Source organism: Streptomyces sp. NBC_00448, from assembly GCF_036014115.1.
GTDB lineage: Bacteria > Actinomycetota > Actinomycetes > Streptomycetales > Streptomycetaceae > Actinacidiphila.
On sequence record NZ_CP107913.1, the window covers coordinates 5,379,371 to 5,403,128 of the forward strand.

The window sequence follows — 23,758 nt, forward strand, 5'->3', positions numbered from 1 at the left end:
GGGTGGACGCGGGGGTCAGCGCGTGGGCGCGGGCCCGGTGGACGCGCGGGGGACCAGCCGGGAGCCGATCTCCGCGAAGGGGGTGTCCTCGGCGTTGCCGGCACCGCCCGTACGGCGGTCGGCGTGGCCCGCGATCGTCTCCAGGAGCAGGTCGGCCGCCCGGGTGGCGACCTCCTCCGGATCGATCCTGATGGTGGTGAGGCTGGGGGTGGAGACCGACGCGAGCAGGGTGTCGTCGATGCCGATGACGCTGACGTCGCCGGGCACGCTGACGCCGAGGCTCGCCATCTGGTGCAGCACGCCGAGGCCGACCAGGTCGTTGTGCGCGAGGACCGCCGTCGCCCCGTGCGCGGCGACCAGCGTGGCCGCCAGCACCCCGGTCTCGAACCGCGGCTCGTACGGGCCGAGTTCGACGAAGGAGATGTCCTGCGCCTCGAACGACTCGTGGATCGACTTGCCGCGGCTCAGCTCGTCCCGTGAGGCGTTGATGAACACGCAGCGCCGGTGGCCGTACGCGCGCAGGTGCTCCACCGCCTGCGCGATGCCGGCCGACAGCGAGATCCGCACCTCGGGGATGCCGGGCACATGGCGGTTGACGACCACCAGTGGCATCTGGTCGGCCAGTTCGCGCAGCCGGTCCTCGGTGAGCGTGGAGGCCCACAGCACCAGGCCGTCCACCCGCTTGGAGACGGCGGCGATCGCCTCCAGCTCGTCCGCCTCGCGCTCGTCGCTGTCGGTGACCAGCACGGTGTAGCCGAGCCGGCGGGCGCGGGCCTGCATCGCCTTGACGATCGGCGGGAAGAACGGGTTGGCGATGTCGGGGATGATCAGCCCGAGCGTGCCGGTGCCGCCGCCGCGCAGACTGCGCGCCGCCGGGTTCGGCGCGTAACCGAGCTTGGTCGCCGCCTCCAGAATGCGCTGCCGGGTCTTCTGCTGGACCTGCTCCGGTGCCGTGAACGCGCGGGAGACCGTCGAGACCGAGACGCCCGCGGCACTGGCCACCTCCCGGATCGTGGTTGCCACGGACCGCCTCCTCGCATCATCGCCGCCCGGAGCCTCGCTGCTGCCGGATGCCGTGGATCTTTGCGAACGTTCCCGGAGGTGTCAAGAGTGTTTCCACAAGGAAAATCCTGAGGGCGGTAAGGCCTTGCGGAACGGCACGGTCATTGCGGATGATGCGTTCTCAGCACGCCTGATGGTGTTGCGGGAACGTTTTCATAGCAGTCTCACGGAGGAGCGGGATGAAGATCACCGGCCTGGAAGTGCTGACCCTCCCCGACCACGGCGACAGCATGATGCTGGTCGTGGTCGACACCGACGAGGGCATCCACGGCCTGGGCGAGGTCGGCATCAGATCCCGGCAGAAGGCGGTGGCCGGCGGGCTGGAACATCTCGCGGAGCTGATCGTCGGCGAGGACCCGCGGCGGATCGAGCGTCTGTGGCAGGTCATGTTCCGGCGGGGCTTCTTCCCGGCCGACCGGATACTCGGCGCCGCCATCGCGGCCGTGGACGTCGCGCTGTGGGACATCCGCGGCAAGGCGCTGGGCGTGCCGGTGCACGAACTCCTCGGCGGCGCCGTACGGGACTACGTCCCCGCGTACGTGCACGTCGGGGACGACTACCACGACCGCGAGCGGTTCCTGGACCGCTGCCGCGCACTGGTCGCCGAGGGCTGGGGCCATCTGCGCTTCTCCGCGCCGCACGACCCGGGCGACATCCTGGACGCCCGGCGCTGCCTGCGGGACACGGTCAGCCTCTTCCACCAGGTGCGGGACGCGCTCGGCGACGACACCGAACTGATCCTGGACGTGCACACCCGGCTCGACCCGCCCGAGGCGGTGACGCTGTGCCGCGAAATAGAGGCGGCCCGCCCGTACTTCGTCGAGGACCCGCTGCGCTGCGAGAACCCCGACAGCTACCGGATGCTGCGCTCCCGCACCGGAGTTCCGCTGGCCGCGGGCGAACAGTACGGCTCCAAATGGGAGTTCAGGACCCTGATCGAGGAGGACCTGATCGACTACGCCCGCGTGGACGTCGGGGTCGCCGCGGGGCTCACCGAGGCGAAGAAGATCGCGGCGATGGCGGAGGCCCACCACATCAAGCTCGCCACCCACAACCCCCTCGGCCCGGTCACCGCAGCCTCCTCCCTCCAACTCAACCTGGCCTGCTCGAACATCGCGATCCAGGAGCACCAGACCGACCCCGAACCGGCCATCGCCGCACTCTTCGCCACCCGCCCCACCATCCGGCCCGGCCGCGTCCTTTCCACCGGCCTCCCCGGCATCGGCGTCACCCTCGACCGCGAAGCCGCCCGCCGGTACACCGCGACCGCGGCCGAACGCCCCCATCTCCGCAACCCGGACGGCGCGTTCACCAACTGGTGACGGTCGCCCGCCGACGAGCGACGGCCGGCGGCCGGAGGTGTGCGAGCCCCCGTCCGGGGTTCGCGCGCCCCCGGCGGCAGTCGACCGACCCCAACGCGAGGAGAGTCCATGGCGCGCCCTGACGCACCACCCCGCACAGCCCCGTTCCCCTTCGACCCGACCTACGGACACGACCTCGCCGCGCTCCGCGCCGTTCCCGGCCCCGCGCACGAGCCGGACGACTTCGACGCGTTCTGGCGCGACCTGTACCGGCGGGCCCGGGACGTCCGGGTCGACGCGCGGATCGAGGAACGGCTGCCCGACGGGTGGCAGGAAGCCGCGCTCGAAGGGCACCAGGCCGGCGCCGCCGCCGTGGAGGCGTACCGCGTCAGCTACACCAGCCTCGGCGGGGTGCGGCTGGGCGGCTGGCTCACCGTGCCCGCGAGGGGCGAGCCGTGCCGCGGCGCGGTGATCGCCCATGGCTACGGCGGACGGGCGGCGCCGGACCCCCGGCTGCCGATGGACGGCGTGGCATCCCTCCAGCCGTGCCTGCGGGGGCTGCCCGCGCTCAGCGCATCGCCCGCCGTCGCCGCCCCGCACGTCCTGCACGGCATCGCTTCGCGCGAGACCTACGTGCACGGCGGGTGCGCCGCCGACGTGTGGTGCGCGGTGACCGCCCTGCACGACCTGGTCCCGTCCCTCCGCGGCCTGCGAACGGACTTCCAGGGCTCCAGCTTCGGCGGCGGCATCGGCGCGCTCGCGCTGCCGTGGGACGAGCGTTTCGCCACCGGTCAGTTGACCGTGCCCAGTTTCGGCGACCATCCCCTGCGGGTCGGCCTGGAGTGCCTGGGCAGCGGCGCGCAGGTCCGTGAGCGATGGCTGGCGGACCCGTCGGTGCTGGAGGTCCTCGCCTACTTCGACGCGGCCACGGCCGCCCGCCGGCTGCGCATCCCGGTGCACGTCGCCGCGGCGCTCCTGGACCCGGCGGTGCCGCCGCCCGGCCAGTTCGCGGTCTTCAACTGCCTTGCCGGGCCAAAGGAGTTGCACGTCATGCCGTTCGGCCACTGGCCCGACCACTCCGACCACCAGGCCGTCCAGGACCGGCTGCACACCGCCATGCGCGAGTTCTTCGCCCGGCCCCGACCCGATCCCGACCTCGCCCGCGTCACCCCCTGAGCCTGCCCGGGGCGGGTCACAGCCAGCCGCGGCGCATCGCCTGGGTGCCGGCCTGGAAGCGGCTGGTGGCGCCGAGCCGGTGGATCAGATGGGCCACCCGGCGCCGGAAGGTGCGCTGGCTGAGGTCGAGTTGGCGGGCGATCGCCTCGTCCTTCAAGCCGGCGTTCAGCAACTGCAGCAGCGCCCGGTCCTCGGGGGAGATCTCCGGGTCGGTCGGGTCGGTCGGTTCGGGCGGCTCGGTGGCGGCGAAGACGGGGGTGGCCACGGCCCAGTGCGCTTCGAAGAGTTCCACCAGCGCGTCGCTGAGTCCGGAGCGGCGGACGTACGCGGCGGTGGTGCGCTGCCCCTCGTCGGAGCCGGTCAGGGGCAGGATCGCCTCGCGCCGGTCCACCACGATCAACTTGGTCGGTACGCGGGGCAGCACCCGCGCCTGCTCGCCGAGCCGGACCATCTCGCGCAGGGTCTCCGCGTGCCCGGCCACGGCGAGGACCTCCGTGGCGTAGGCGGCCCGCACGCTCACGCCGCGCCCCAGTGCGTCCCGTTCGGACGGGGACGTGGTGCCGTGCGGGGAGACGTAGGGCGGCGCGTCGAAGGCGAGGATCTCGTGCTCCGCGCTGGTGACGAGGAGTTCGACCCGCCGGGTGACCTCGTTGGGTCCCTCGATGACCTCCACGAGCAGCCGCGGGTCGGAGCGCAGGTTGCGTTCGTGGTAGTCGGCGGCGTACGCCTCCACCGAGGCGGCGACCCGCTCCAGTTCGCGCTGGCGCGAGCGGATCAGCTCGGTCAGGCCGGTGCGGGGGTCGACCGGCCGGTAGCGCGCCGGCCGCCCTTGGTGGTATTGGGCGAGCCCGGCCGCCACCAGGCCGTCGAGCACCTGGCGGGCACGCGCCGGTGCCAGATCGAGGATGCCGGCCAGATGGCCCGCGGTGAGCTGCTCCTCGTGCAGCAGCACGCCGTAGGCCCGCTCGGTGACCTCGTCCAGCCCGACCGACTCCAACATCGCGACCCCTTTTTTCCCATTGCCCGGAAATGACCGGTTGGCAGGTGGCCGTCTGCGGCCAACGGCCGCAGACGGCCACTCGGATCGGTCCCACCACCGACTGATGGCTGGAAAGGTACAGCCACCCCCTCTCGCGGTGACAAAGGAGTGACGGATCTCGATGAGACCCGCAGGCCAAGCCCTACGCGGCGGCGCGACAGCCGCCGTCCTGGCGGTAGCCACAGCGCTGCTGTCCGCACCGGCGGCACACGCCGCCCCGGTCGCACACAAACCCGTGCGTTTGAACGCCAAGCAGTTGGCGAAGCTCAGCGCGAAGTACACCCAGCGCGCGGACGGCACCTCCGGGTTCGTCGCCGCGGCGGCTTCGGGTGACGCGTCGTCCACCGGGACGACCGCCGCCCCCTCGACGTCGGCACCCTCGACGTCAACGCCCTCGACCTCGTCCGCGCCCTCGACGACGGGCATCGACGAGTCCACGACGTGGGAGAGCGCGCGCGGCTCCGTCTCCACGCTGGCGCTGCAGGGGACCCAGGACTGGGTCGCCCTGTCCACCGGCGGCTCCATCACCCGGTACGACGCCCAGGGCAACCCCGTCTGGCAGAAGAGCAGCAGCTCGCTGTACGACGACTGGCAGGTGAAGCCGGACAAGGCCTACCAGCCCCAGGCGTTCACCCCGGTGATGTCCGAGGGCTACAACCCCTACCAGCCGTCGTCCTCCGGTCGGCACCCCTTCGCCCAGGCGGACTTCAACGGCGACGGCGTGGCGGACATCGCGGTCGCCTACTCCGTGGGCCAGTACCCGTCACGGCCGTTCACCTCGCCCGGCTCCGACCTGCCGTCCGGCACGTTCGTCAACGTGCTCGACGGCCGCACCGGCCGGATGCTGTGGCACCAGCTCCTGCCGGGCTACGTCGGCTCGCTCCTGGCACAGGACGGCAAGCTGGTCGTCGCCGACACCACGGGCCCCGACTGGGGCGACGACCCGGTGGCCACCCAGGGCGACAGCCGCAGCTCGCTGCTCGCCTACTCCTTCACGGCGAAGAAGAGCGGCGACGTCACCGCCAAGAAGGCATGGACGTACAGCACCGGCGCGCCCTGGGCCGACTGGACGGATGTCGAGCCGCTCAACGACGGCCGGATCACGGTGGGTTGGACGGACACGCCCTTCGGCCTCGGCAACCCCCGGCCGGCCGCCGGCCACGTCCTGGTCGTGAGCACCGCCAGCGGCAAGGCCCTGGTCGACACCAAGACGCCGGGCTACCCCCGTATCCTCCAGCAGGACCCGGGTTCGGACCGGGTGCTGGTCGCCGAGCAGAACGACCCCTATGACGCGGTGCGTTGGGACCTGACGGCGGTCGACGCGCAGACCGGCGCGCGGACCGTGCTGGCCTCGCGGCAGAACACCATCCCCGAGGACTTCGTCGTCAACGGCCAGGCGCACGGCAAGCAGGCGCGCTACGCGGTGGCGGAACTCGGCATCAACGCCGACCTGTCCGACGGGCAGAGCACGATCTCCGGCTGGGACGGCAACGGCGACACCGTCTGGACCCACCAGACCAGCAGCACCGTCGGCAACCCCAACGCGCCCACGCTGTCGCTGACGTACGACCCGTCCGGCCACGGCCAGGTCTACGCAGCGGTCGCCGACAACGTTGCCGACAGCGCCACCGAGCCGGAGGGCGTCTACAACACCCAACTGCTCGCCCTGGACGCGCGCAACGGCTCCCTGGCATGGCGCCGCGACGGCGACGTGACCGGCGACCAGGTCACCCCGTACCAGGGCGGCCTGCTCAGCGTCGGCCTGGACCTCAACGCCTGGACGCTGAAGAAGAACAACGGCAAGGCCACCGACCTGCCGCTGTTCAGCGAGAACTACTCGGCCGCGTCCGTCGACGTCAACGGCGACGGCGTCAAGGACCTGATAGTCGGCGGCCAGAGCCACGGCGTCTTCGCCCTGGACGGCCGCTCGTTGAAGAACACCGCCCCGACCGTCCTGTGGCACACGGCGGTCAGCGCGGCCGTGCACCAGATCCAGGTCGCGAACGTCGTCGACAAGCACGGCAGGACCGCGCCGCGCGTGCTCGCCGCCACCTCCCACGGCTTCGCCGTGCTCGACCCGGCCACCGGCAAGGTCGGTGCCGACATCACCACCGGCGCCTTCCAGTACGGCCTGGCCGTCACCAAGGGCGAGATCGTCGCCACCGGTTCGAGCGACGTGGCCGCCTACACCGCGGACGGTTCCCGGATGTGGGACTACCGCCCGGCCGGCGTCGGCAGCAAGCAGGTCATCTACTCCACGCCCGTCACCGACGGCCAGGGCCGGCTGTTCCTGGAGTACGGCGGCACCCGGTCCGGCTTCGGCACCGGCGCCACCGACCCCGCCCCGACCGCCGTCGCCCTGAACGCCACCACCGGCACGCAGATGTGGAGCGAGCAGCCCAGCAACGCCGACGTCCCCTCCGCCGCCTGGATCGAGCAGCAGGCCGGCGCCTTCGTCAGTACGGCGATCCCCGGCACCGGCGGCGACGGAGTCGCCTTCGCCTTCGGCGGTGACAAGCCCGCCACCGGCAAGCACCGGGTGCAGATCGTGGACGCGACGACCGGCAAGGTCGTCTCCGAACGCGACTCCACCGGCGCCAACACCTTCCAGGGCTTCGCCGCCTCGCAGAAGTACGGCCTGGTCGAGCTGCACGCCTTCCAGATGACCCTCTACCCCGCGGACGGCAGCGCCCCGTACAACATCGGCACGCTCCCGAACAACCAGAGCGCGGTCTTCGCCACCACTGCGGGCGGCAAGGAGACCTTCGTCGGAGCCGTCGGCGGCCTGGAGCAGTACGACCAGCCGTTCCCGAAGTCCGACGACTACGTTTCCAGCAGCAGTGAGGACTTCTCGCTCTTCGCCGGCACCGCCACCGCGGTGGACCTGACCGGCGGCAAGGCCACCGACATCGTCGGCCTGCCGTACGACAACGCCGCCTACGACCTCAACGAGAACGTGGGCGGGTTCGGTGCCAACATGGTCGCGCCGGACAACTACCCGCACGGTGTGACGGTCCAGCAGGTCACCGACACCGCGCAGCCGGCGACCGCCGCCACCCGCTCCGTCCAGCCGGGAAGCGACCAGGCCCCTGAGGGCCAGGCCGCGAAGGACCTGGCCGCGAAGCAGAAGGGCGAGCAGAGCACCGGCGCCTCGACCCTCGCGCCGTTCACCGGCGCGACGCTGCCGACCACGGGCACCATCGCCCCGCCGGTGAAGATCAAGTCGACCGTCGCGGCCACTGCCGACGACACCGACCAGCCCACCCGCGGCTACACCCCGCAGCAGATCCAGGCCCGCCTGGGACTGACCGGCGACGGCACCGGCCAGACCATCGCCATCGTCGACGCCTACGACTACCCGACCGCGAAGGACGACCTGAACCACTTCGCCGACCACTTCGGCCTGCCGCAGACCTGCGACAGCGTCCCGGCCGGCACGGACTGCTTCGACTTCCAGCAGGTCTACGCCGACGGCACCAAGCCGGCCGTCGACGCCAACTGGAACGAGGAGGAGGCCCTCGACATCGAGTGGGCGCACTCCGTCGCCCCGCACGCCAAGATCGTGCTGGTCGAGGCGGCCGACGCCTCCGCCGCCGGCCTCTACCAGGGCGTGGACAAGGCCGCCTCGCTGCACCCGGCCGCCGTCAGCAACAGCTGGGGCATGTCCGAGTTCTCCGAGGAGTCCTTCTACGACGGCCACTGCGCGCTCGCCGACGCGGTGTGCGTGCAGTCCACCGGTGACGCCGGCTACCCGGCCGGCTACTCCAGCACCAACCCGTACGCGCTCGCCATCGGCGGCACCAGCCTCCAACTGGACGCCTCCGGGACCACGTTGGGCGAGACCGCTTGGTCCTCGACCGGCGGCGGCCTGAGCTACTTCGAGAAGCGCCCCGCCTACCAGAAGGGCGTGCAGAGCTCGAAGTTCCGCGCCACCCCGGACGTCAGCTTCGTCGCCGACCCCAACACCGGCGTGGCCGTCTACACCTCCGCCGGAGGAACCCCCGTGTGGATGGAGGTCGGGGGTACCAGCCTGTCCGCCCCGTCCTGGGCCGCCCTGATCAGCGCGGCCGACCAGCTCCGGGCCCAGGCCGGCAAGGCACCGCTGGCCGCCGCCGGCCCGCACGGTGACACCGCCCACACCGACGTGTACGCCCTGGGCCCCAAGCTCAACGACGTCACCTCGGGTTCCAACGGCCTGTGCGGCACCGAGTGCACCGCAGGCCCCGGGTACGACACCGTCACCGGCCTCGGCTCCCCCCTGGCCGGAGTGGACACCGCACTCGCCGCCCTGAAGTGACCTCCGGTCAGGCCGCCCCCGTACAGGCGGCCTGACCGGACGCTCCGGGACAGGATGCCCGGAGGGGGGACATCCGGCCCCGGAGCACCACCGGAACCTGTGCCCCGCTGCCACCGGCAGCGGGGCACAGTGCCGTCCGACCGTGCGCACGAGCTCAGACAGGTCCCCCGCTCCGTGCTGGGGAATCACGGGGGTCGCCTGCGCCCCGGAAGCAGGCGGGCCGCGCACGGTGGTCCGTGCGCGGCCCGTCCGGGGTTCTTCGTCAGTCCCCGAGGTCGCCCAGGAACTTGTCGGTGTACTCAAGCGGTGTCGTGCTGGAGACGGAGTTGCAGGTGGGAGACGCATACGTGTCGGAACAGGGCGTGTCCCGGTCCAGTGACCAGTAGTGCAGCCCGGCCAGGCCGTTGCTGACCACGTAGGACGTCAGCGTGTCCGCGTCCGCGGGGGTGAAGATCTCGCTGGTGGCGTCGTTCATGCCGATCATCGGGGTGACGGCGATCTTGCTCGCCGGGACCCCGTAGGTGTGCTCGAGGTTCTGCACCGCCTGGATCGCCGACTGCGCCATCTCGCAGCTGCCGGAGGAGACGACACACACGCTGCTGGACGCGTTGCCGTAGTCCATGGTCATCAGGTTGATGACGTATTTCTGCAGGCTGGAGCCGAGCACCGCCTTGACGACCTCGTCGCCGAGCGAGTTCACGCCGCTGTAGCTGCCGTCGGACGCGCCCAGCGTGGCGAGGGTGAACGAGAACTGGAGGTTCGGGTACTGCGCCTGTGCTCCGGCCGCCGCGGCGACCAGGTTCTGGATGTCCGACGCGCTCTGGCCGCTTTCGATGTCGAAGTCGACGCCGACCAGGTTCGGACCGGCGTAGCGGGCAATGAACGATTCCATGCCCGCTGTCGAGTCGCACGTGAAGGTTCCGCCCGCACCGCCGGTGGACAGGACGTAGTCCAGGTCGGCGGACTGGAGTTGCGGCACGTTCTCGGCGGCCCAGTCGGCGCCCGAGACACCGCCCCAGTTCTCGCTGCCGCACGCGCCGGTGGCGAACGCGACCGTGAGCGCTGGCAGTTTCGGAAGGTACTGCGACACCAGGCTGCCGGAGCCCACCACCGGCAGGTCGGACCCGGTCACGGCCGACTGCATCTGGTAGGTGTTCCAGTTCATGTTGATGGTGACGTCTTTGTACGGGCTGAAGAGCAGCCCGCTGACCGAACCCGATCCGGTCCCGGGGCCGGTACCTCCCCCGCCTCCTGATGATCCGCCGGTACACGCGCCGTTGGACGTCCACGGTTGTCCGCTGCCGCTTCCGCCGTTGCTGGTCGCGGGGTCGTTGCCCTGAGTCCAGTAATTGGCGGTGTAATCGGCCCCGTTCTCGCTCACCTGCTGGCCGGCGGTGTAGGCGGTGCTGGAACTCCACGCCGCGGCGCAGGTGGTGGCCGCCTGCGCGGCGGGCGCCTGCGCCAACGGCGCCGCGGCCCCCGCGAAGGCCGCGCCGCCGACGGTCAGCCCGAGTGCCGAGCCGGTGATGAGTGCAATGCGTAGAATCTGTCTTCCGACTCGCATGGAATCCTCCAGGAGTGAGAGGCGCTCTTGCGGAGTGGTCCGGTCCTGACCGTCGAGCAGATTGGTCAAGACCAACTTGTACGGGCGGCGAGTGGGCCGGTCAACCCTTCAACAAAGTTGCATAATTAGTTTTGCCAGATCGGGGTGGCGGCCTTTCAGGAACAGGTCCGCCGCAAAATTCACCATCTTTCGTGATAGGCCGCCGAGAGTCGGTGGAGATATTGGTCGTGAATGGTGGAGGTTGTGGAAAACCACGTCCTCGACCATTGATCGCGGCCCATCCCGGCGCGGTGCACTCGTGAAGGTGACGTGGACGCACCCGCGTCGGAGCTCGCAGAGGCTGCCGTGTGCCGCCCGGATCACTGGTTGTGGCCGCTGTCCGTGGTGAGGGGTGGCGGGGGGTGGAGAGGCGATGTCCACCCGGGGTTCCACCCGTGGGTTGAGGGAGCGGGGGCCATCGGAGTGGATGCTCGGTGCCATGACAACCACTGACTGGGTCATCGACATCGTTCTGGTTCTGATCGTCTTCCGGCAGATGCGGGAGGAGCGGCTGACCGTGCGGACCGTGCTGTTGCCGCTGGGCATCATCGGCTGGGCGGCGTCCACCTACCTGCACCACATCCCCACGGCGGGGAACGACCTGCTGCTGGCGGGCGTGTTCGCCGGCGTGGGTGTCGTCTTCGGTCTTCTCGGCGGTCTGCTCACCCGTGTCCGGTTGGCTGACGGTCATGTGCGGATTCGTGCTTCGGTGGGTGCGGCCGCCTTGTGGGTGGTCAGCATGGGGTTCCGGCTCGGGTTCGCCGTGTGGTCCTCGCACTCTTCCGGCGCGGTCCACGTCACCCACTTCTCGGCTGCGCACGACATCACCAGCGGTCAGGCGTGGGTGGTGGCGCTCATTCTGATGGCGTTCGGTGAGGTCGTGGTCCGGCTGGGCACCATCGTGGTCCGCGGGCAGTTGCTGCTCGGCCGTGCGAAGCGGGACGGATCGGCCGTCCCGGCTGAGCAGTCCCGGCCCGTCGCGTACGTCTGACCGTGACAGCGGCCACCCCGCCCGTGGCGGACCGGCGGGGGAGCCACGCCGCTCCGCCGGGTCATCCACCCTCGCGTACGGCCTGGTCGCGGTCCCGGGCACGGGTGTTCCGGTCGTCTGCGTGGGTCGCGGGCCCGTCCCGTTTTCGTGCCGCCGGAATCTTCACGAAGTTATGGCGGATGACGGCTCCGGTGTTTTATTGGAACGGTTGGCGGTCGGCAACCCGCCGTACGTCGCGGCAGACCAGTAGCGACGAGGTCGATCCACCCAAAGATATCGGCGGAGTGAAAAAGTCCCCGAGCAGCGCTTCTCTGCGGCCGGTTTCCTCGCCTTGCGATATGCGAATGGCACGGGGATCTCGAAATGGTCTACGCAACAACAAAGCCCCAGGTCATTGACCTGGGGCTTTCTTTATGGAGCGCATGACGGGAATCGAGCCCGCGCTATGCGCTGGGGAATCACGGGGCATTGTTGGCATCTGTACCGGTCGGCGGGCATGGTCGGTCCGGAAGTGTCCGCTGGGCGGGCGCTGTTGGTGCTCCTGATCGACCGAGCCGTACCGCTCTGCCCGGTGCGGAAGTGGTGCGATGGCTGTGGCTTACCGGTCGTGGAGGACGGTGGGTCGGGTGACGGGTACGACGGTGACGAGGCTGTCGAGGCCCTTGTAGTCGTCGGGGTTGGTGGTGAAGAGGGGGAGTTCTTCGGCGACGGCGATGGCGGCGATCATGAGGTCGGCGACCCGGCGCCGTGGCTTGCGTCCAGCTCCGATCACGGCCGCGCAGACCCTGCCGTAGATGCGGGCGGCTTCGGTGTCGAAGGGGATGGGGTCGAACTCGTTCTCGGCGCGTTGCAGGATGTCCAGGCGCCGGCCCCGTTCCGCGTGCTCGTCGTAGTCGCTCTGCTCTTCGTTCCTGCGCACCTCGTGTGGGCCTGCGGAGAGTTCTGCCAGGGTGATGGCGGTGATCGCGACTTCGCCGGGGAGCTCTGCGGGGTCGAGCCACTTGCGCAGGATGACGATGTTGGTGTCGAGCAGGCCCTGCGCGTACTCAACGGCCATAGGGGTCGTCCGTCTCCTGCTCGGCGGTGGCGTCCTGGTCGGCCCGGAACGCCTCAAGCGAGACGTCCGACGCCGTACGGGACATGGCAGCGAACTCCGCGCGCGGAACGAACCGCCGCCGGCGGCGCAGCGGGATGAGCTCCCCGATCTGGTGCCCGTCCCGGGTGACGGTGAAGGACTGGCCGCCCTGGACGGCGTCCATGATCTCTTTGGACCGGCTACGCAGATCGCGCTGGGTGATCTCGGGCTGCACTGACATGGCGCCACGGTAGCACCTTGTAGCACCGCGTGCCGCGAGCCGGGTCGTAGACGACCGGACACCTCAAAGGTCGCTCTGGGCGTGGCCGCAGCCGAGGGTCTGGCGTCCGGGCGGCTCCGGGCCCGCTGGGGCGAACTGGCACGTTTGCTGCTTTGCGTGCTGGCCGGGCCTGGTGCGTCTTCGCGTGACCGTACTCTGTGAGGTGGGGAGTCGGCCGGCGCCTTCGCCCGCCTGGTGCCCCAAATGTCTCTCTCCCAGCAGCTGGTTCGAAGCGGCCCGGCCCTCCAGAAAACGCACAAGTCGGCCAGACTGCTCCCCGCACCCGCGGGGATGGACCCCCGCTGTTCAGCCTGGAGACGGAAGCGGCCAGCTGCTCCCCGCGCCCGTGGGGCCGTCTGGGGGCCGGCAGGCCCGGGAAACGCCCCCAGCGGTGGGTCCGACACCCCCGGACCGCGTCGCCTGTGGAGCTGGGCCGTCCGCAGCACCCTCTCGCACGAAAGTGGGTCACGCGTCCCGTTCCGGCGCCGGCCCCGTCCCTGTTCGGCGCCCGAGGCCCAGCGCCGGGTCGCCCGAATGACTCTCCCCTGTAGCTGGAGGACGAGAGCGGACGTGTAGTGGAGGTGGTGCGGCCCCACCCAGGCGGGCCGCCATCGCCCCGTCCACGGTGGACGGATCTCCGAGGAGTCATCGTGAAGCACCACGCCAGAGCCGCCGCCGCAGTCACCGGAACCCTGCTGGCCTTCGCCGCCGCGACAGCTTGTTCCAGCTCCAGCGATACGGCCCACAGCTCCGCTGCCGCCGCACCGGCCGCTGCCGGGACGCACGCGGCGGACAACGCCGCGAGTTCCAGCTCGGCGACGGTGAGCACCAAGTCGGTGAAACTCGGCAAGATCCTCGTCGACAACAAGGGCATGACCCTCTACCTCTTCCAGGCGGACAAGACCAGCAAGTCCACCTGTAACGGGTCCTGCGCCACCGCGTGGCCGCCGCTCACGGTGACGGGCAAGCCGACCGCCGCCTCCGGGGCGCAGAGCAAGCTGCTGTCGACCTCCAAGCGCAGTGACGGCAGCATGCAGGTGACGTACAAGGGCCACCCGCTCTACCGGTTCGCCGGGGACAAGAAGTCCGGCCAGACCAATGGCCAGGGCCTCAACAACTTCGGCGCCAAGTGGTACGTCGTGGGCACCAACGGCAAGCAGATCACCACCAAGCCGTCCTCGCAGCCCTCCGCGTCCACCTCCGGCGGTGGCGGAGGCTACTGAGCCCACTTGCCGCGAACCCTGATGGAGGTGTGCACCGCGGCACGGGCGGAGCCGGTGTCATCCTCGCCGGGGACGGGCGCGTCGACGGGGCTCCGCGCCCGATGGCCTTTCACGCGCAGTACTTTCCGGATCTCCGCGGACCCCGGCAGCGGCGAGGTCCGCACCCCGCGCAGCGTGCACGCAGAGAGGTCTCGCCCGAACCACATTCTCCCGTAAGCGCGACAACCGCGCGCTGCTTCGCGGGAGACAGGCATGAGGCAAGCCGCTACGGCACGCGGATCTCGAAATGGTCTACGCAACGACAAAGCCCCAACTCACTGAGCTGGGGCTTTCTTTATGGAGCGGATGGTGGGAATCGAGCCCGCGCTCTGCGCCGGGGAATCACGGGGGCCTTGTTGGCATCTGTGCCGGTGGGCGGCATGGTCGGTCGGTAAGTGTCCGCTGGGAGGGCGCTGTTGGTGCCCCTGATCGACCGAGCCATACCGCTCTGCCTGGTGCGGGAGTGGTGCGGGAGTGGTGCGATGGCCGTGGCTTACCGGCGACCCGGCGCCGTGGCTTGCGTCCAGCTCCGATCACGGCTGCGCAGACCCTGCCGTAGATGCGGGCGGCTTCGGTGTCGAAGGGGATGGGGTCGAACTCGTTCTCGGCGCGTTGCAGGATGTCCAGGCGCCGGAGTGCCGGCGAGTCGCCTTGAACCCGTGGAGAGAAGGGTGTTGCCCGGTCCGGGGAGCAGCCTCAAGGCCGCTCGTCGCCGTCCAGGTCGTCCTGGCGATACTGGAGCCGGCGCAGCCCCTGCCGGACTGCGGTGATCAGGCCGTCGGCGTCGGCGGCGGCCCGGTTCGCCAGGCTGGTGCGCCCGAGCACGGGCCGGACACTTCGGCGGGGTTCAGGTCCCGCGCGGAGGGGCGACAGCGCGGCTTGGCGGTGAGCGATGGGTGGGGAGCAGGAATGAGCCTGGAGGATCTCGGACTCACGGCGGATGAGGACGCCGTCTACCGGGCGCTGATAGGGCTGCCCACGGCGCCGTACGAACTGGTGGCGGAGGTCGTCGCACTGCCGGGCGAGCGGACCGAGGCTGCTCTGCGTGCCCTCATGATCAGGGGTGTCGTCGTAAGACCGGCAGGCGGCCAGGGGTACGCGGCGGTTCCACCGGCGGTCGCTCTGGGCGCCGAACTCGCGACGCGCCGGGAACAGGTGCAGCGCGCCGAGCTGACCGTGGCGCGGCTCGCCGAAACGTACCGGATGGTGACCGCGGACCGGGCCCAACGCGAACTTGTGGAGATCGTCGAGGGTACCGAGGCCATCCGCACCCGCTATCTCCAGCTTCAGCTCTCCGCACGGCACAGCATCGACATCTTTTCGGCGGGGGAACCACGTGCGGTCACCCCGGCGGACAGCGAAGAGGTGACGGCCATCTCCCGTAACGTGCGGGTACGCGCGGTCATCGACCAGGGTTTCCTGCGTGAACCGGGCGCCGCGGAGAACGTGGCGCAGTCGCTGGCGGCGGGTGTCCACGTGCGTACCGTCACCGAAGTGCCGTACAAGCTGATCCTGTGCGACAGCTCCGTGGCGATGATGCCGCTGCACGGCCGGGAAGCCGACGTGGACCCGGCGGTCGTGCTGCGCGGCGGACTCGCCCATGTGGCACGGGAGTTGTTCGAGGCGGTATGGGAGCGCGGGCGCCCGTACCAGGAGGAACCACATCCGGGCGTCGACCCGCTCGACGCCCATATCCTCCGGCTGCTGCTCGCGGGCCTGACCGATACCGCGGTCGCCGGGCAGTTGCAGATGTCAGCGCGAACCGTGCAGCGAAGGCTCCAGGCCCTGATGATCCGCGCGGAGGCGACCACACGACTCCAGTTGGGGTGGTATGCGAGCCATCACGGCTGGGTGTGACGTTTCGGGCGCGTGTGGCGGGCCGGCGGTCACCGCCGGCCCGCCACACGCGCCTTGGATCACTTCAGCGTGACGGCCTGGATCACGTCCTGCCGGACGGAGAGGCCGCCCGGCGCCTCGGCGGCCGTACGCAGCGACAGCGACCGCGACGTGCGCGGGGGCGTCAGCACCGTCGACCAGCGGCCGTCGCCGGTCCTCTTCAGCGTTGCCTTCTGCCAGGTCGCCCCATCGTCGTAGGACACCTGGAGGGTGGCCGACGTGGCGGCGACGTCACCGGTGTACGTGGCCGAGCGCAGCCCCAGTTCGATGCGGTGCCCCGCCCGTGCCGCGCCCTGCAGGTCGGTACCGATGTCGTAGGACGTGTTGAGCAGCGGGAGGTTCGCACGGGCGGCCGGGCTGGACGGCAGCGGCTGGTAGTCGAAGCCCCACGTGGTGCTCGTGCGGGTGGACGTCGACCAGGCCGGGGTGGAGCGCTGGCCCGTGGCCACCAGCGTGTAGGAGCCCGCCGTCATGCCGTTCATGCGGCCGGACTGGGCGTTGAACGCGGTCAGTTGCGTGCCGTCACGGTAGAGCGCGGTCCGCACGGTGCCGTTGCCCCCGGCGCCGACGTGGCCGTCGTCGCCGCCGGACCACATCGCGACGTTCCAGTTCAGGGTGTTGCTGCTGGTGTAGTACGGGACGTAGGTGTCGCCGAAGCGCGGCGCCTGCACCGGCTCGAACCACGCCCCGTCATACCGCTGCCCCGACGTGTACGAGGCCGTCTGGCCGCGCTCGAAGTAGTCCGCCGTGGCGCCCAGGGCCTCGTGCTGCTCGTACCAGGAACCGATGGCGCCCGTGCCGCCGGTGACGTACTCGGTGGTGGTGCGGGCGTAGCGCTCGTAGGAGTCGCCGCCCAGGGCTGGGCCCCAGGACGGGACGAAGTAGCGGCCGCCGAAGCCGAGGGTGCCGTCGGCCGCGTAGAAGGAGTTGTCGATACGCGCCAGGCCCGAGTCGTTCGGCGTGTAGGCCAGCGGCTTGTCGGGGATGAAGCCGCTGAACTTCTGGACCAGGTCGTAGGTGTAGTCCGGGTACTCCTGCTGTGCCACGCGCAGCGTGCCCCTGCCGGACTTCGCCTCTGCCGTGAGCCGGGCCCCGTCCCCCTGCTCCACGGAGGCGACGGTGAGGTCGTCGGCGCCTGTGGAGCTCTCGAAGAGGCGGCCCTGGGTGTCGTTGACCACGATCAGCATCGAGGCGCCGGCGTCGGCGGCCGCCTGGGCGCGCTCGTCAGCGGTGACGTCGGCACTGCGGTCGATCACCACGGCCTTGCCGCGCACGTCAAGACCGGTGTAGTCGGTCGCCGCGCCTTGGCCGGCGTACACCGTCTTCAGGGTGCGCACACCGTCGTGGTACGCGGTGTTGGGTTGAGCGGTCAACGCGATGTCGTGTCCGGTGCCCGTCTTGGCGTCGAGGGCCTTCTCCCGCAACCTCCAGTGGACGAACGCCTGCATCGAGCCGTCACTCACCTTTCGTGTCGGTGAGAGGTAGAACGAGTCGTACTTGGCGGGCAGCAGATCGGAAGTGGTCCAGCCCTGCCCGGGGGCGGAGTCGTACGTGCGCTGCATACCGAAGACCATCTGCGTCTCCTCGGACTCGCGCTTCGGCACCGCGGTGACCTCGCGCACCTTGGTCGCGTCGAGGTCTGCCGTCCCCTCGGTGTGGCCCTTGCCGAGCGTGACGTCGTCGGAGATCAGCAGGGCCTCGCCGAGCGAGCCGGCTGTTCTGCCGGGCACGTCCACGTATGAGGTGGCCGTGTAGGTGCCGGGGGGCAGGCGCAGCGTGGTCTCGCCGGAGACAGCGATGTACTGCGGCTCGGACCAGGCGGGGGAGTACAGCGCCACCGTGTCCGTGGCGGGCTTTCCGTCGCTCCCCGTCAACTTGACGGTGTAGTCGTACATCTCGGCTTCCTTGAACAGCGCGAAGCCGGTGTGCGCGACCACGGTGTGGGTGGCGCTGTCGGTGGCGAGGACCTGGCCGGAGAACGTGGTTCCCGCCGGGACCTTCGAGGGGTCGAGAGTCAGCGTCACCTCGGCGGTGCCGTTCGCCGGCACCGTCAGCGAGGACGCCGAGAGCGTGTAGGCGGCGGCGTCGGTGTCGAGGGAGAGGGCGAGATCCACGTCCGCGGCGCCGTCGTTGCGGTAGGTCAGGGTGCGGGTGGTGGCCTTCGCGTCGGCGTTCGGCCAGTCGTAGGCGGCTGCCTCGACGGAGCCCGTCGCCTCGATCGCCGAGTCGACGGCCGCGGCGGCGTCCACCCGGCCCGTGCCCACCTCGTACGGCGTCTGGCTCGTCCGGTGCGACGTGGACATCAGCGCGTCCTTGATGCGCTGCCCGCTCCAGTCCGGGTGGCGTTCCTTCAGGATCGCGGCCGTGCCCGCGACGAGGGGCGTCGCCATCGACGTACCGCTCATGGTGCGGTAGAGGCCGCCGGTCCAGCCGGGCACCGACTGGGAGGCGGCGGCCGTCACGTCCACGCCGGGCGCGGAGATGTCGGGCTTGAGGCTGTGGGTGCCGGTCAGCGGGCCCTGGCTGGAGAAGTCCGCCCGCTGGTCGTTCCCGTCGACGGCGGCCACGGTCAGCGCGGAGGACGCGGCGCCCGGGGCGCCGATGGTGCCGGGGTCGTACGCGTTGCCCGCGGCGATCACGAACAGCGGACCGCCGTCGGCGGACAGCTCGTTGACGGCCTGGGACATCGGGTCGGTGCCGTCGGAGGCGTCGGGACTGCCCAGGCTCATGGACACGATGTCAGCGCCCTGCGCCTTGGCCCACTCCATCCCGGCGATGAGGGACGAGTCTTCGCCGGTGCCCGCGTCGCCGAGCACCTTGCCGACCAGCAGGCGGGCGCCGGGAGCCGCGCCCTTCTCCTTGCCGTCGGACGCGGCGCCGGTGCCGGCGATCGTGGAGGCGGTGTGCGTGCCGTGGCCGTTGCCGTCATCGACGCTCTCGCCGGGCACGAAACTCGCGGTGGCGTCGACCTGGCCGGCCAGGTCGGGGTGATCGAGGTCGGCGCCGCTGTCCAGGATCGCGACCTTGACGCCCTTGCCGTCGTATCCCTGTCCCCAGGCGGCAGTGGCGTTGATCTGCGCCGTCTGGTCGCTCAGCGACGCCTTCACCTGGCCGTCGAGCCACAGCTTGCCGATTCCGCCGTTCAGCGTGCGCGGTGCGTCGCCAGGGGCGATCGCGTTCCAGAACGTGCGGGTCTGGTCCTTGTCGGTGCGTAGCGCGGTCGCGTCGATCGACGTGAGCGTGCGCAGGGACGTGGCGCCCCTGGGCGCGGCCGGGGGCCGGGCGGAGCGGCTGTTCTTCGGGGCGGTGGCAATCAGCGGCGTGGAATCGGCGTGTGCGTCGTCGTACCCCATGGCCACCAGCGCGGTGACGTCGAACAGCCGTGGGTCCAACTTGTCGGCGGCGAGAAGCGACATGGCCTGCCGGGGGACGACATAGGTGTCGCTGCCGTGAGTCTCCACATCCACCCCGCCGTTGCTCCCGTCGGCGGGGTCGACCGTCACGAGGTCGTTGCTGCCCGGCAGGTCGGTGTAGTGCACGTGGTCGCCGGTCACGAGGGTGATGTCGTAGGACCGGCCGGTGGCGGCCGGATGTCCTGCCGCCACCGGGGAAGCGCCCGCCGACGCGGCCGACACCCCCGACCAGCCGACAAGCGCCATGGTCAGCGCTGTAGCAGCTGGAGCGTACCGGCGTCTGGATATGGGTCTCATGACAACGGTTTAGCGGGCGTCCAACACCCCTGCACAGACGGAACCATGGCGAACCCTCGCCATGACGAGAACGTGACGGGCCGGGGTTACCCGGTCCGGTCAGTGCGGGTGAGCCCGATGGTCGTGCGTCCGCTGCCACCGTCCGACGCGGTCGCGTTGGCGCCGGTGACGTTCCGAACGAAGCCCCGGGTCTTCGACCCCGGGCCCGTCTCCTTCGCCTACGTCGACACGCTCCGCTCCGAGAGGGGGTTGATCTGGCGCCCGGGGGAGCCGACTGCCGTCGGCGGGTAGAACTGCCGCGCCCAGCGCCGGAACGGGCCGATGGGACCGTCGCCCTGGGCGAGCCGCGGCGGCGACTGGTACTGCTTGCTGTCCCAGATCGGGAAGTCCGCGGCGACGAACTCGCGGTTGGCTCGGAGCGTCAGCCCGCCCAGCAGGCGCGGTGCCGAGCGGCTCATCCACCGGGCCAACGGCCCCGGCAGCCATCCGGGCTCCGCCACGGCGAGCCGGCTCGACTGCCGGAGCTGGAAGCGGCTCGGCGCGATCATCACGGGAGTGAGCATGGCGCAGGTGCGCACGCCGAGCCGGGGGAGGGAGGTGCACACATGCAGCTGGCCGAGGCCGCGGCCCTCCAGTTCCACCTCCAGGGTGTGCTCGCCGAGCAGCGGGAAGCGTTCGCGGACCCTCAGCGACACCTGGAAGGCCCGCTCCTCGAAGGCGATCGGTGCGGCGAGTTCGAACGCGGCCCAGCCGTGCAGCGCGGAGAAGTGCCCGGTGTCCACGGCGTTCTCGATCACGTCCTGGAGGTGGCCCGACATCTCCCAGGTGGAGACGCGAGGGGGCCGGTCCCCGAGCACGTGCCAGTCCGGGAGTTCCCAGAGCGGGGGGCGGTCGTCGTGGTGCCGCCACACGAAGATCGCGTCGTTGGCCTCGCGGACCGGCAGCTGCGCGACCGTGGCCGACGGCGGTGGTGTGCCGTAGGAGGTCCGTACGCAGGAACCGTCCGGGCCGAAGGCGAAGCGGTGGAAGGGGCAGACCAGATCGTCCCCCTCCATCTCGGCGAGGCCCAGGTGCGCTCCCAGGTGCGGGCAGTACGGACGAACGGCCCGGACACCGCCGTCGCGGAGCCGGTAGAGCACCACGTCCTCGCCGTGCAGCGGCCGGGTGAGCACGGTGCCCGCGCTCAACTCGGCGGAGAAGGCCACCGCGAACCAGCCGTCGGGGTACGGCAGTCCCGGTGGCCGCGCGTCGGCCGGGGTCGGGCCCTGGGTGAACTGCCGCGCGTACGTACGGCTCAGTCCCATCGTTCCTCCGGTTGTTCCGCCAGGCTGGTCGGGCGGCTCGCCACCGACCGCTTCACAGTTCCACCAGCACCTTGCCGCGGGAGACGGCCCGGTCGGTGTACAGGCTGCGGTAGGCGGCGGGGATGCCGTCGAAGCCCTGGTGGACGGTCTGCTGGTAGGCGATCTCGCCCCGGCGGACCGCGCCGCCGAGTTCGGCGTGCAGCGCCGTCCAGTTGTCCTCGGTGAACCACTCGGGCGCGAAGATGCCGCGGATGGTGGTGCGGGGGAACATGATGTAGTTGAGCAGCCGCGGGCCGGTCCACTCCTGGCCCACCTGGCTGGACCACTGCCAGCTGACCGCCACCTGGCTGCCGACGTTGAGCATGCTGAAGACGGTGTCGGTGAAGGCTCCGCCCAGGTTGTCGAAGTACTTGTCGACCCCGTCCGGTGCCGCCTTGGCCAGCGTCTCGCGTACGGCGTCCGGGTCGTCGCCGTGCCGGTACTCCAGTACCTCGTCGAAGCCCAGCCCCGCCAGGTAGGCCGCCTTCTCCGGGGTTCCGGTGGTGCCGACCACCCGCGCCCCGGCCCGCTTGGCCAACTGCCCGACCAGCGAACCGACCTGGCCCGCGGCGCCGCTGACCACCACGGTGTCGCCGGGGCGGACGGTGAGGAACTTGGTCATGGTGCCCCAGGCGGTCATGCCGGAACCGCCGAGGATGCCGAGCGCCGACGACAGCGGCAGCACGTCGTCGTAGTCGCCCGGTTCGAGCCGGCGGTAGGCCGGAAAGACCATCGGAAAGGTCCCGGTCCACCTCTCGGGCGCACCGGTGCTGACGACGTGGCTGCGCCAGCCGCCGAAGCCCTGGACCAGGTCGCCCACCGCGAACCTGGCGCGCGGGCCGGCCTCGACGACCTCCATCACCGAGTCGGCGCCCATGTGGGTGCCGAGCGGTGTGTCCAGCGCGATGCCGTGGAGATACGGGTCGACCGAGACGTAGCGGGTCCGTAGCAGCATCTCGTCGTCGGCGAGGTCGACATCGACCTCCTCGGTCACCTTCCGGTACATCCGGTCGACGTCCGGCACGCCCTCGACGTGCTCGCCGACGATCCACTTCTCGATCTTCACGGGGTGGCTCCTTCCTTGACGGGGGTGGTTCCTTCGACGATCTGGGTGGGCAGTGGCGCGTGGTCGTCCACCAGGGCGCTGAACGGCCGGCCGTCGTCCCGGCAGACGTACTGCATGACGTGCCGGCCGGCCGCCGCCGCCCGGATGAGGCCGCCGGTGGTGGCCCAGACGCCGGAGAGGTAGAAGTTCGCCAGTCCGGGCAGGGCCGGCCCGTGGGTGCGGATCTGCTGTTCCATGTCCTCGCCGCTGGCCAGGAACGGCTGCCAGCCGAGCACCGTGCCGTCGTGGTTGCCGGTGTAGCGGACCTGGGTGAGCGGAGTGGACACGTCCCGTACGCCGACGGCCTGCCCGATCCCCGGATGGTGCTGTTCGAGCAGCTCCACCACGGTGTCCCGGACCCGGCGCTTGGCCTGCTGGTACGCGCGGCCGCGCCCGACCGCGAGGGTGTGCGTCTCCACGCCGCGGCGCACCCGGCTGGACTGCTCCGGGCCGGTGCTCAGTTCCCGCCAGGGCGCGATGTCGCAGAAGTAGCTCGCGTAGACCACGGCCGTTCCGGGCGGGGAGAGTTCGGGGTAGTGGCGGCTGCGGAACTGGACGTGCAGGCTCGGGTGGCGGATGCCCGTCAGCCGTGCGGCCTGCTCGTCCGACAGCAGGTACGTCGTGTAGGGATCGCCCTGGGGGAAGGGGCGGCGCAGGCCGAGGAAGACGGTGACGTAACCGGGGAAGACAAGCTCCGGGTCGTTGATCGTGGTCGTGTAGAGCCGGCGGTAACCCTCGTCGACGTAGCGGCCCTTGAGCAGGTCCATCACGGTGGTCCGGCCGTCGCAGGCGGACACCACGATGTCCGCGCGCCGTTCGCTTCCGTCGCTGAGCCGTACGCCTACCGCGCGGTCGTCCTCGACCAGGATCTCGACGACCTTGGCGTTGTAGACGAGTTCACCGCCCAGCCGCTGGTAGCGCTGCTCGATGGAGCGCGCCAGGCCGAGCGAGCCGCCTTCCGGCACCCCCGCCGACTGATTGGCGTGGCTGGCCAGCTGGAACCAGAACGGCAGCAGCGGGAAGCTCGGGTGCTTCTCGTAGAGGATGTAGTTGAACGCGTCGCGCAGCAGCGGCTCCTGGAACCGCGCGGAGAAGTCCGTCATCGGCACGGACATCGCGCGGCGCATCAGGTTGGCGTACCGCAGGAAGCCGGAGAGCATCCGCATGCGTTCGAAGCGGCCCATCAGCGGGACCGGCGTGAGGAACGGGTACTTCGCCAGGCAGGAGCGGAAGGCGCGCAGGCCGGCGCAGAACTCCCGGATCGGCCGGGCGTCCGCCGGGGACAGCTCCAGCAGGTGGGCCTGGAGCCGATCGGGGTCGGAGTAGAAGTTCACGGAGCGGCCGTCCCGGCCGCGGACGGTGTTGAACGTCTCGAACGTGCGCATCTGCTTGCCCTGGATCGCGCCGAGTTCCAGCCAGATCCGGTGCATCTCGTTGCCCGGCCCGGAGCCGAGCAGCCAGCTGACGCACGGGTCGAAGGTGAACTCCCCGCGGTCCCAGGCGGTGCAGCAGCCGCCAGGGAGGTCGTGCATCTCCAGGACGGTGCTGCGGTAGCCGTTCATCTGCGCGTAGCAGCCGGTGGACAGGCCGCCGAGGCCGCCACCGACGACGATCATGG

At 70.7% G+C, this 23,758-nt stretch carries 16 protein-coding genes and 1 pseudogene; 6 read left to right on the forward strand and 11 right to left on the reverse strand.

From position 1 onward, the window contains the following. Window positions 1-15: 15 nt before the first annotated feature. Window positions 16-1,023, reverse strand: a complete 1,008-nt coding sequence (locus tag OG370_RS23015) for a LacI family DNA-binding transcriptional regulator (protein ID WP_328467240.1) — start codon at window positions 1,021-1,023, stop codon at window positions 16-18. A 218-nt stretch (window positions 1,024-1,241) separates the two neighbouring features. Here OG370_RS23015 and OG370_RS23020 point away from each other — a divergent pair, with 218 nt between their 5' ends. Beyond that, on the forward strand, window positions 1,242-2,384 hold the full coding sequence (locus tag OG370_RS23020) for a mandelate racemase/muconate lactonizing enzyme family protein (protein WP_328467242.1): 1,143 nt from the start codon (window positions 1,242-1,244) through the stop codon (window positions 2,382-2,384). A gap of 108 nt (window positions 2,385-2,492) precedes the next feature. After that, window positions 2,493-3,539, forward strand: a complete 1,047-nt coding sequence (locus OG370_RS23025) for an acetylxylan esterase (RefSeq protein WP_328467244.1) — start codon at window positions 2,493-2,495, stop codon at window positions 3,537-3,539. A 16-nt stretch (window positions 3,540-3,555) separates the two neighbouring features. Here OG370_RS23025 and OG370_RS23030 read toward each other — a convergent pair whose 3' ends face one another. Next, window positions 3,556-4,539, reverse strand: a complete 984-nt coding sequence (locus OG370_RS23030; RefSeq protein WP_328467246.1) for a helix-turn-helix domain-containing protein — start codon at window positions 4,537-4,539, stop codon at window positions 3,556-3,558. 160 nt (window positions 4,540-4,699) lie between these two features. Between OG370_RS23030 and OG370_RS23035 the strand changes: the two genes are divergently transcribed. Further along, window positions 4,700-8,875, forward strand: coding sequence for a S53 family peptidase (locus OG370_RS23035; RefSeq protein WP_328467248.1), 4,176 nt, complete (start codon window positions 4,700-4,702; stop codon window positions 8,873-8,875). Window positions 8,876-9,137: 262 nt separating this feature from the next. Here OG370_RS23035 and OG370_RS23040 read toward each other — a convergent pair whose 3' ends face one another. After that, on the reverse strand, window positions 9,138-10,439 hold the full coding sequence (locus OG370_RS23040; RefSeq protein ID WP_328467250.1) for a carbohydrate-binding protein: 1,302 nt from the start codon (window positions 10,437-10,439) through the stop codon (window positions 9,138-9,140). 478 nt (window positions 10,440-10,917) lie between these two features. Between OG370_RS23040 and OG370_RS23045 the strand changes: the two genes are divergently transcribed. Beyond that, complete coding sequence (locus OG370_RS23045; RefSeq protein WP_328467252.1) at window positions 10,918-11,469, forward strand: hypothetical protein; 552 nt, start codon at window positions 10,918-10,920, stop codon at window positions 11,467-11,469. 598 nt (window positions 11,470-12,067) lie between these two features. Here the strand turns inward: OG370_RS23045 and OG370_RS23050 are convergent. Both OG370_RS23050 and OG370_RS23055 read right to left on the reverse strand, forming a co-directional pair. Next, window positions 12,068-12,526: a type II toxin-antitoxin system VapC family toxin gene (locus OG370_RS23050; RefSeq protein WP_328467254.1), complete on the reverse strand. Its 459-nt coding sequence runs from the start codon at window positions 12,524-12,526 to the stop codon at window positions 12,068-12,070. Further along, window positions 12,516-12,785: a type II toxin-antitoxin system Phd/YefM family antitoxin gene (locus OG370_RS23055; protein WP_328467256.1), complete on the reverse strand. Its 270-nt coding sequence runs from the start codon at window positions 12,783-12,785 to the stop codon at window positions 12,516-12,518. Before OG370_RS23055 ends, OG370_RS23050 begins: the two co-directional genes overlap by 11 nt. A 689-nt stretch (window positions 12,786-13,474) precedes the next feature. Here OG370_RS23055 and OG370_RS23060 point away from each other — a divergent pair. Next, window positions 13,475-14,047, forward strand: coding sequence for a COG4315 family predicted lipoprotein (locus OG370_RS23060; protein ID WP_328467258.1), 573 nt, complete (start codon window positions 13,475-13,477; stop codon window positions 14,045-14,047). Window positions 14,048-14,584: 537 nt separating this feature from the next. On the opposite strand, the pseudogene OG370_RS23065 reads toward OG370_RS23060, so the two are convergent. After that, window positions 14,585-14,719 (reverse strand): annotated as a pseudogene (locus OG370_RS23065) (VapC toxin family PIN domain ribonuclease); the annotation flags it as partial. A 63-nt stretch (window positions 14,720-14,782) separates the two neighbouring features. After that, window positions 14,783-14,911, reverse strand: a complete 129-nt coding sequence (locus OG370_RS23070; protein ID WP_328467260.1) for a hypothetical protein — start codon at window positions 14,909-14,911, stop codon at window positions 14,783-14,785. An 84-nt stretch (window positions 14,912-14,995) separates the two neighbouring features. Between OG370_RS23070 and OG370_RS23075 the strand changes: the two genes are divergently transcribed. Beyond that, complete coding sequence (locus OG370_RS23075) at window positions 14,996-15,943, forward strand: helix-turn-helix transcriptional regulator (RefSeq protein ID WP_328467262.1); 948 nt, start codon at window positions 14,996-14,998, stop codon at window positions 15,941-15,943. 59 nt (window positions 15,944-16,002) lie between these two features. On the opposite strand, the gene OG370_RS23080 is transcribed toward OG370_RS23075, so the two are convergent. The 4 genes from OG370_RS23080 to OG370_RS23095 form a co-directional block, all read right to left on the reverse strand. Next, a complete protein-coding gene (locus OG370_RS23080) occupies window positions 16,003-19,641 on the reverse strand; it encodes a S8 family peptidase (protein WP_328467264.1) in 3,639 nt (1,212 codons plus the stop codon). A 269-nt stretch (window positions 19,642-19,910) separates the two neighbouring features. Beyond that, a complete protein-coding gene (locus tag OG370_RS23085; protein ID WP_328467266.1) occupies window positions 19,911-20,996 on the reverse strand; it encodes a Rieske 2Fe-2S domain-containing protein in 1,086 nt (361 codons plus the stop codon). 52 nt (window positions 20,997-21,048) lie between these two features. After that, window positions 21,049-22,101, reverse strand: coding sequence for an MDR family NADP-dependent oxidoreductase (locus OG370_RS23090; protein ID WP_328467268.1), 1,053 nt, complete (start codon window positions 22,099-22,101; stop codon window positions 21,049-21,051). Then, window positions 22,098-23,756 (reverse strand): phytoene desaturase family protein, encoded by a 1,659-nt coding sequence (locus OG370_RS23095; RefSeq protein ID WP_328474334.1) that lies wholly within the window; start codon window positions 23,754-23,756, stop codon window positions 22,098-22,100. Before OG370_RS23095 ends, OG370_RS23090 begins: the two co-directional genes overlap by 4 nt. Window positions 23,757-23,758 lie beyond the last annotated feature (2 nt).

Coding starts and splice junctions, on each gene's coding strand:
- OG370_RS23035 (WP_328467248.1), top strand. CDS start 4,700: ATGAGACCCGCAGGCCAAGCCCTACGCGGCGGCGCGACAGCCGCCGTC.
- OG370_RS23025 (WP_328467244.1), top strand. CDS start 2,493: ATGGCGCGCCCTGACGCACCACCCCGCACAGCCCCGTTCCCCTTCGAC.
- OG370_RS23030 (WP_328467246.1), bottom strand. CDS start 4,539: ATGTTGGAGTCGGTCGGGCTGGACGAGGTCACCGAGCGGGCCTACGGC.
- OG370_RS23050 (WP_328467254.1), bottom strand. CDS start 12,526: ATGGCCGTTGAGTACGCGCAGGGCCTGCTCGACACCAACATCGTCATC.
- OG370_RS23080 (WP_328467264.1), bottom strand. CDS start 19,641: ATGGCGCTTGTCGGCTGGTCGGGGGTGTCGGCCGCGTCGGCGGGCGCT.
- OG370_RS23020 (WP_328467242.1), top strand. CDS start 1,242: ATGAAGATCACCGGCCTGGAAGTGCTGACCCTCCCCGACCACGGCGAC.
- OG370_RS23095 (WP_328474334.1), bottom strand. CDS start 23,756: ATGATCGTCGTCGGTGGCGGCCTCGGCGGCCTGTCCACCGGCTGCTAC.
- OG370_RS23085 (WP_328467266.1), bottom strand. CDS start 20,996: ATGGGACTGAGCCGTACGTACGCGCGGCAGTTCACCCAGGGCCCGACC.
- OG370_RS23040 (WP_328467250.1), bottom strand. CDS start 10,439: ATGCGAGTCGGAAGACAGATTCTACGCATTGCACTCATCACCGGCTCG.
- OG370_RS23075 (WP_328467262.1), top strand. CDS start 14,996: ATGAGCCTGGAGGATCTCGGACTCACGGCGGATGAGGACGCCGTCTAC.
- OG370_RS23055 (WP_328467256.1), bottom strand. CDS start 12,785: ATGTCAGTGCAGCCCGAGATCACCCAGCGCGATCTGCGTAGCCGGTCC.
- OG370_RS23045 (WP_328467252.1), top strand. CDS start 10,918: ATGACAACCACTGACTGGGTCATCGACATCGTTCTGGTTCTGATCGTC.